Annotated in this window: 7 protein-coding genes; 4 read left to right on the top strand and 3 right to left on the bottom strand. The window is 50.9% G+C overall.

All coding sequences use genetic code 11. The annotated features are described in order from the left end of the window. Nucleotides 1–414: 414 nt before the first annotated feature. Complete coding sequence (locus ACTHUE_RS09435; protein ID WP_440361231.1) at nt 415–1,836, bottom strand: MFS transporter; 1,422 nt, start codon at nt 1,834–1,836, stop codon at nt 415–417. Between the two features lie 246 nt (nt 1,837–2,082). Between ACTHUE_RS09435 and ACTHUE_RS09430 the strand changes: the two genes are divergently transcribed. Continuing rightward, the gene (locus ACTHUE_RS09430; protein ID WP_049335972.1) at nt 2,083–3,456 is read left to right on the top strand and encodes a Na+/H+ antiporter family protein; all 1,374 of its coding nucleotides are present in this window, start codon (nt 2,083–2,085) and stop codon (nt 3,454–3,456) included. A gap of 1 nt (nt 3,457) precedes the next feature. Beyond that, nucleotides 3,458–3,685 (top strand): SlyX family protein, encoded by a 228-nt coding sequence (locus tag ACTHUE_RS09425; protein ID WP_004518924.1) that lies wholly within the window; start codon nt 3,458–3,460, stop codon nt 3,683–3,685. A gap of 102 nt (nt 3,686–3,787) precedes the next feature. On the opposite strand, the gene lysA is transcribed toward ACTHUE_RS09425, so the two are convergent. Next, a complete protein-coding gene (lysA, locus tag ACTHUE_RS09420) occupies nt 3,788–5,008 on the bottom strand; it encodes a diaminopimelate decarboxylase (protein WP_004518925.1) in 1,221 nt (406 codons plus the stop codon). A 15-nt stretch (nt 5,009–5,023) separates the two neighbouring features. Next, nucleotides 5,024–5,215: an LPS translocon maturation chaperone LptM gene (gene lptM, locus ACTHUE_RS09415; protein WP_003684659.1), complete on the bottom strand. Its 192-nt coding sequence runs from the start codon at nt 5,213–5,215 to the stop codon at nt 5,024–5,026. Between the two features lie 50 nt (nt 5,216–5,265). On the opposite strand from lptM, the gene cyaY reads away from it, so the two are divergent. Together cyaY and luxS are read left to right on the top strand one after the other, a co-directional pair. After that, the gene (gene cyaY, locus ACTHUE_RS09410; protein ID WP_004518927.1) at nt 5,266–5,589 is read left to right on the top strand and encodes an iron donor protein CyaY; all 324 of its coding nucleotides are present in this window, start codon (nt 5,266–5,268) and stop codon (nt 5,587–5,589) included. 54 nt (nt 5,590–5,643) lie between these two features. Beyond that, nucleotides 5,644–6,150, top strand: coding sequence for an S-ribosylhomocysteine lyase (gene luxS, locus ACTHUE_RS09405; RefSeq protein WP_004518928.1), 507 nt, complete (start codon nt 5,644–5,646; stop codon nt 6,148–6,150). Nucleotides 6,151–6,306 lie beyond the last annotated feature (156 nt).

Genomic DNA, 6,306 nt, shown 5'->3' with positions numbered 1-6,306 from the left:
AGCTTAAGAAACTCGTCCAATGCCCGTAAACCCTTGTCAACCAGGCTGTTTACCTCGGCTACGGCTGGGCTGACGACGTTGTCGGCTGATGCGTTCATGGTGTATCTCCTTAATAAAAGGTGGCAATAAGGTCAATAAATTTTCACTACGATAACTATAGGTAATTTAGTTACATTTTGCTTTGACCTAAATCACAAACCATGATTGAACTTTTCAGACGGCCATTTTATCGTTTATTCATTTTAATTCTTTGAAGTATAATATTTTTATCTATACGAAAACAAAGACGGTTATTCTTCGTCGCTTTCCTCAGTAATTAAGATAAAAACAGAAAATTGATGTATTAAAATTACAGACGCAAATAAAAAGGCCGTCTGAAAATATTTTTTCAGACGGCCTTTTTTGCTTTGCCTTTTATTGGCTGATGTCTTCCAGCGTACGGCCTTTGGTTTCTTCACCCAATACCAAGATTACCGCCACAATCAGCAGCATAACCAGGGCAAACATCATAAAGATATTGCCGAAGCCGCCGCTATTGCCTACCATCGCCGCTACTACCATGGGGGCGAGTATGCCGCCGATACGGCCGATGGCGCCTGCCCAGCCGGATGCGAAGGCACGGAAGCGCAAGGGGTAGAGTTCGGGGGTGTAGGTGTACAAAACGCCCCATGCGCCCAAGTTGAAGAAGGACATCAGGCTACCCCAAACCATGACTTCGGCCGCAGTGGTGCTTTGCCCGAAAAACCATGCGCACACGGCGCAAGCGGCCAGGAAGCCTGCCAGCGTTGCTTTGCGGCCGATTCTCTCCACCAAAGCCGCGGCAGCTATATAGCCGGGCAGTTGCGCAACAATCATCACCAACACATATTCAAAGGTTTTGACCACGGTATTGCCCTGCTCGACCAGCAGTTTGGGCAACCAAGTAAAAATGCCGTAATACGAAAACACGATGCCGAACCAAACCAGCCACAGCATCAGCGTGCGCCGTGCAAACGGATGTTGCCAAAGTTGGAAGAAGCGGATGCGTTCACGCGGGGCGGCCGGTGCGGCAACGGCTTCTATCGGAGGCGTTATGCCCGATTGAATTTCCAGCGCGGATACTAAATGGTGCGCTTCGTTGGTTTTGCCGCGGGAAAGCAGGTAAGGCACGGATTCGGGAACGAATTTCAACACCAACGGCACATAAAACAGGGGCAAGGCGCCAAATAAAAACGCGCTGTGCCAGCCGGTCTGCGGAATAAAGAAATAAGACACCAGCGCGGCTGAGAGCCAGCCCAAGCCCCAAAAGCTTTCCAGCAAAACAATAAAACGGCCGCGTACTTTCGGCGGCGCATATTCGCTGACCAGCGACACGGCGACGGGCAGTTGACCTCCCAAGCCGACGCCGACAAAAAAGCGGCACACCAGCAAAACCGTCAAATCAGGCGCAAGCGCGCACAAACCTGTGGCAATGCTGTACACCACCATCGTGCCGGCAAAAACGGTTTTCCGTCCGAACCTGTCCGCCAGCCAGCCGCTAAATACCGCGCCCAAAGCCATGCCGACAAAGGCAATGCTGACAATCCAGCCTAACTGCGCCGGAGCCAACGCCCAATCTTTGCCCAAAGCAGGCAATACAAACGACACCAAGCCTGTATCCATGGCATCAACAGCCAACCTATGCCGACCAAGACCAGAAGTTTGTAATGAAATCGGGAAGGCGGCAGATTGTGCAGCCGTGTCAGAATATCCATAGTTTCTTTCCTTTGTTTGCGTATTATTGAATTGGGTTTTATCAATAAATGCTTTAATTTCAGTAACAAACCTAAAACCAAGACATTGTATCGATTTTAACATTGGTACCATATGCAAAGAATAGGAAGCGCGTGTTTTTTAGATATTTTTATCGCCAGAACCGCACGCCCTATTAAAACTCTGAATAAGGGTTAACGGCAGGCCGTCTGAAACCGATGCTCCGGGTTTCAGACGGCCTGCCGTTTTTTGCAAAGGCTTCATGCTTGGGTTATGATGTTTATTTGTAATATGTAAACAGATGATTGCCTGTTTTTACATAACAGGCCGTCTGAAACAACGGAGAACGATATGAATGCGGTTGTAATTGCGGTCATCATCATGCTTGTGCTGTCTTTATCGCGCGTGCATGTGGTGCTCAGCTTGGCTGTCGGCGCGTTTGTCGGCGGCTTGGTGGCCGGTATGCCTTTGGAAAATGTAACCAACGCGGCCGGCGATGTGGTGCAGCAAGGGATTATTCCTGTTTTTAACGAAGGTCTGAAAGGCGGGGCGCAAATCGCGCTGTCTTATGCCATGCTCGGCGCGTTTGCCATGGCCATCACGCATTCCGGCCTGCCGCAACAGCTCGCCGGCGTGATTATCCGCAAACTCAACGGCGGTGAAGGCAATGCGAAAGGCGAAGGCGCGGTCAAATGGCTGCTGCTGGCGATTATTTTGTGCATGGGCGTGATGAGCCAAAACGTTGTGCCGATTCATATCGCGTTTATCCCGATGATTATTCCGCCGCTGCTGTTGGTATTCAACCGTTTGAAACTCGACCGCCGCTTGGTGGCCTGCGTGATTACGTTTGGTTTGGTAACGACTTATATGTTTCTGCCTTACGGTTTTGGCGCCATCTTCTTGAACGACATCATGTTGGGCAATATCCGCTCGGCAGGCATGGACACCAGCGGCATCAATGTGATGCATGCAATGGCGATTCCGGCTTTGGGCATGGTGTCCGGCTTGCTGCTGGCCTTTTTGCACTACCGCAAGCCGCGCATTTATCAAAACAATACCACTGACACGGAAGACAACCGCGCAGCAGTGCAACAACAAGAGCCTTCAACCTATCGCAGCTTGGTGGCGGCCGTGGCGATTGCCGTGTGTTTTGCCATTCAGCTTTCGTACGATGGTTCGCTGGTATTGGGCGCGATGTTGGGCTTTGCCGTGTTTATGATGTTGGGCGTGATGAACCGCTCCGCCGCCAGCGATGTGTTCGGCGAAGGCATCAAAATGATGGCGATGGTCGGCTTTATTATGATTGCGGCGCAAGGTTTTGCCGCCGTCATGAACGCGACCGGCGAGATTCAGCCTTTGGTCGAACACAGCATGGCTTTGTTCGGAAGCAATAAAGGCATGGCCGCCTTTACCATGCTGTTTGTCGGCCTGCTGGTAACCATGGGCATCGGCTCGTCTTTCTCCACCTTGCCGATTATTACCGCGATTTATGTGCCTTTGTGCATCAGCTTGGGCTTCTCCCCAATGGCTACCGTGGCCATCGTCGGCACGGCAGGCGCGCTGGGCGATGCGGGTTCCCCCGCTTCCGACTCGACACTCGGTCCGACCATGGGTTTGAATGCCGACGGTCAGCACGACCACATCCGCGATTCGGTTATCCCGACCTTTATCCACTACAATATCCCGCTGATGGTTGCAGGCTGGATTGCCGCGATGGTGCTGTAATATGAGCGATATTCAGGAATTGGAACACCGCGTCACCGAGCTGGAAATTCAGACGGCCTTGCAGGAAGATTTAATCGGCAGCCTGAACGACACCATCGCCAAGATGCAACAGGCTTTGGATTTGCAACAAGGTCAGTTGCGGCTTCTGTATCAACGGATGCAGGACAAAGGCGCAAACGGCGAACGCGAACCGTACAGCCTGCGCGACGAGATTCCGCCGCATTATTGATAAACTAAAAAAGGGCATGTTTGATACATGCCCTTTTCTTTCATAGCAAAGGCCGTCTGAAAGTCAATCAAGCTTTCAGACGGCCTTTTAAACAATCAAACCTTACAAACAAGCCAATTCGTTGGCCATTTGCTGCTCGACGGTTTCACGTTGGCGGATAAGTTTGTATCCGCTGCCGTCAACCAATACTTCCGCCGCACGGTTGCGCGTGTTGTAGTTACTCGCCATGCTTGAGCCATACGCACCGGCGCTGCGGATAAGCAGCAAATCCCCTTCTTCGCAGGCGATGGTGCGGTCTTTGCCGAGAAAGTCGCCGGTTTCGCAAATCGGGCCAACGATATTGGCCGTCAAAGGCTCAATGTCTTTGGTTTCGACCGCTTCGATGTGATGATAGGCATCATAAAGCGCCGGACGCATCAAATCGTTCATCGCCGCATCGACCATCACAAAGTTTTTCTCTTCGCCATGTTTTACGAATTCGACTCGCGTCAATAACGCGCCTGCATTGCCAACCAAACTACGACCTGGCTCGAGGACCAGTTTCAGACGGCGTGTGCCGATCAGTTTTTGAACGGCTTGGGCATACGCGCCCAAATCAGGCACATTTTCGTCTTGGTAAACAATGCCGACACCGCCGCCCAAGTCCAAGTGTTCCAACACAATGCCTTCGTCTGCCAGTTGGTCGACCAAGGCCAAAATACGTTCGCAGGCTTCGATGAGCGGGCTGAGGTCGGTCAGTTGCGAGCCGATATGGCAGTCGATACCGACAATTTTCAAATGGCTTTGTAGGGAAACATGACGATAGGCCTCAAGCGCATCGGCATAGGCAATACCAAATTTATTGGCTTTCAAACCGGTGGAGATATAAGGATGAGTTTTGGCATCGACATCAGGATTGACGCGCAGGGAGACCGGAGCGACTTTCCCCAAACGCGCGGCAACCTTTTGAATACGGTCGATTTCGGGAATGCTCTCCATATTAAAGCATTTCACGCCGGCATTCAGCGCAAATTCAATTTCTGCCTCACTCTTGCCCACACCGGAAAAAATCGTTTTCGCCGCATCGCCGCCGGCCGCCAAAACGCGCGCCAACTCGCCGCCGGACACAATGTCAAAACCGCTCCCCAAAGAAGCAAAGTGTTTGATGATGTTCAGGTTGCCATTCGCTTTAACCGCGTAGCAGACAAGCGGATTTAAAGCGGAAAACGCGGTTTGGTAGTTTTCAAATGCCTCGGTCAGCGCAGATTTGCTGTACACATAAAGCGGCGTACCAAACTCTTCGGCAAGGTGTGTATAAGGGAGTTGTTCGCAGAATAAGGTCATGTTTGTGAATCTTTTTTAGTCGTTGGTTTGAGTGGTCGGTTCTTTGGCCGTATCGAATTTCAAGCCAGTCTGAATCACGCCGAAGCGCGCCTTGTCGCCTTCTTTGGGCAGGTAGAGGTCGCCTTTGTAGCCGCAGGCAGAAAGCAGCAGAGCCGTTGCCGCTGCAAAAAATACGCCGTATTTCATCAGTAAAACTTTCTTCATCATTACGAATGTGGCAAGATTCGGTATCTTAAACAAAAACCACACAAAAAGCCATGATGACCGAAAGCGAATTCATCCGCATGAGCGAAGAATTGTTCGAACACATCGAAGACCAAATCGACGAAAACGGCTGGGATTTCGACTGCCAGTTTGCCGGAAACGTACTGACCATCGAAGCCGAAGACGGCACGCAAATCATCGTCAACCGCCACACGCCCAACCAAGAATTGTGGATTGCCGCCAAAAGCGGCGGCTACCATTTCGCCGAGCAAAACGGCAAATGGCTGGCAACGCGTGACGGACGGGATTTCTACGACGTTTTAAACGAAGCCCTGAGCGCGGCTTCGGGCGAAGCAATTGAGATTGCGGAATTGTGATTCAGTCTTCAAATATCCCTAACTAAAAATCTATTTACCTCAAAGGATACCCAAATGCCCCTACTAGATAGTTTCAAAGTCGACCACACCCGTATGCACGCCCCTGCCGTACGCGTGGCAAAAACCATGACCACGCCCAAAGGCGACACTATTACCGTGTTTGACCTGCGTTTCTGCATTCCCAACAAAGAAATCCTGCCTGAAAAAGGCATTCACACGCTGGAGCACCTGTTCGCAGGCTTTATGCGCGACCACTTAAACGGCAACGGCGTCGAAATCATCGACATTTCCCCGATGGGCTGCCGTACCGGTTTCTACATGAGCCTCATCGGTACGCCCGACGAGCAAAAAGTAGCCGACGCATGGCTCGCTTCAATGCAGGATGTTTTGACCGTTCAAGACCAAAGCAAAATCCCCGAGCTGAACGAATACCAATGCGGTACTTACCTGATGCACTCGCTTGCCGAAGCACACGAAATCGCCCAAAACGTTTTGGCACGCAAAGTCGCCGTCAATAAAAACGAAGAGCTGACATTGGACGAAAGCCTGTTGAACGCTTAATCCGCCATGACAGCAAAGGCCGTCTGAAACTTTATATGACAAGTTTCAGACGGCCTAAGACCTTTTATTCCAATTTTCAACCTTTCAGCCACAGTTTTACACCGCCTAAAAATAAGTTGGCGGATGCTGACAGTGTACATAGTATAATTACACTTT

The sequence above is a fragment of the Neisseria sp. P0021.S005 genome (assembly GCF_051956955.1).
This window is presented reverse-complemented; position numbering and strand designations above follow the sequence as displayed.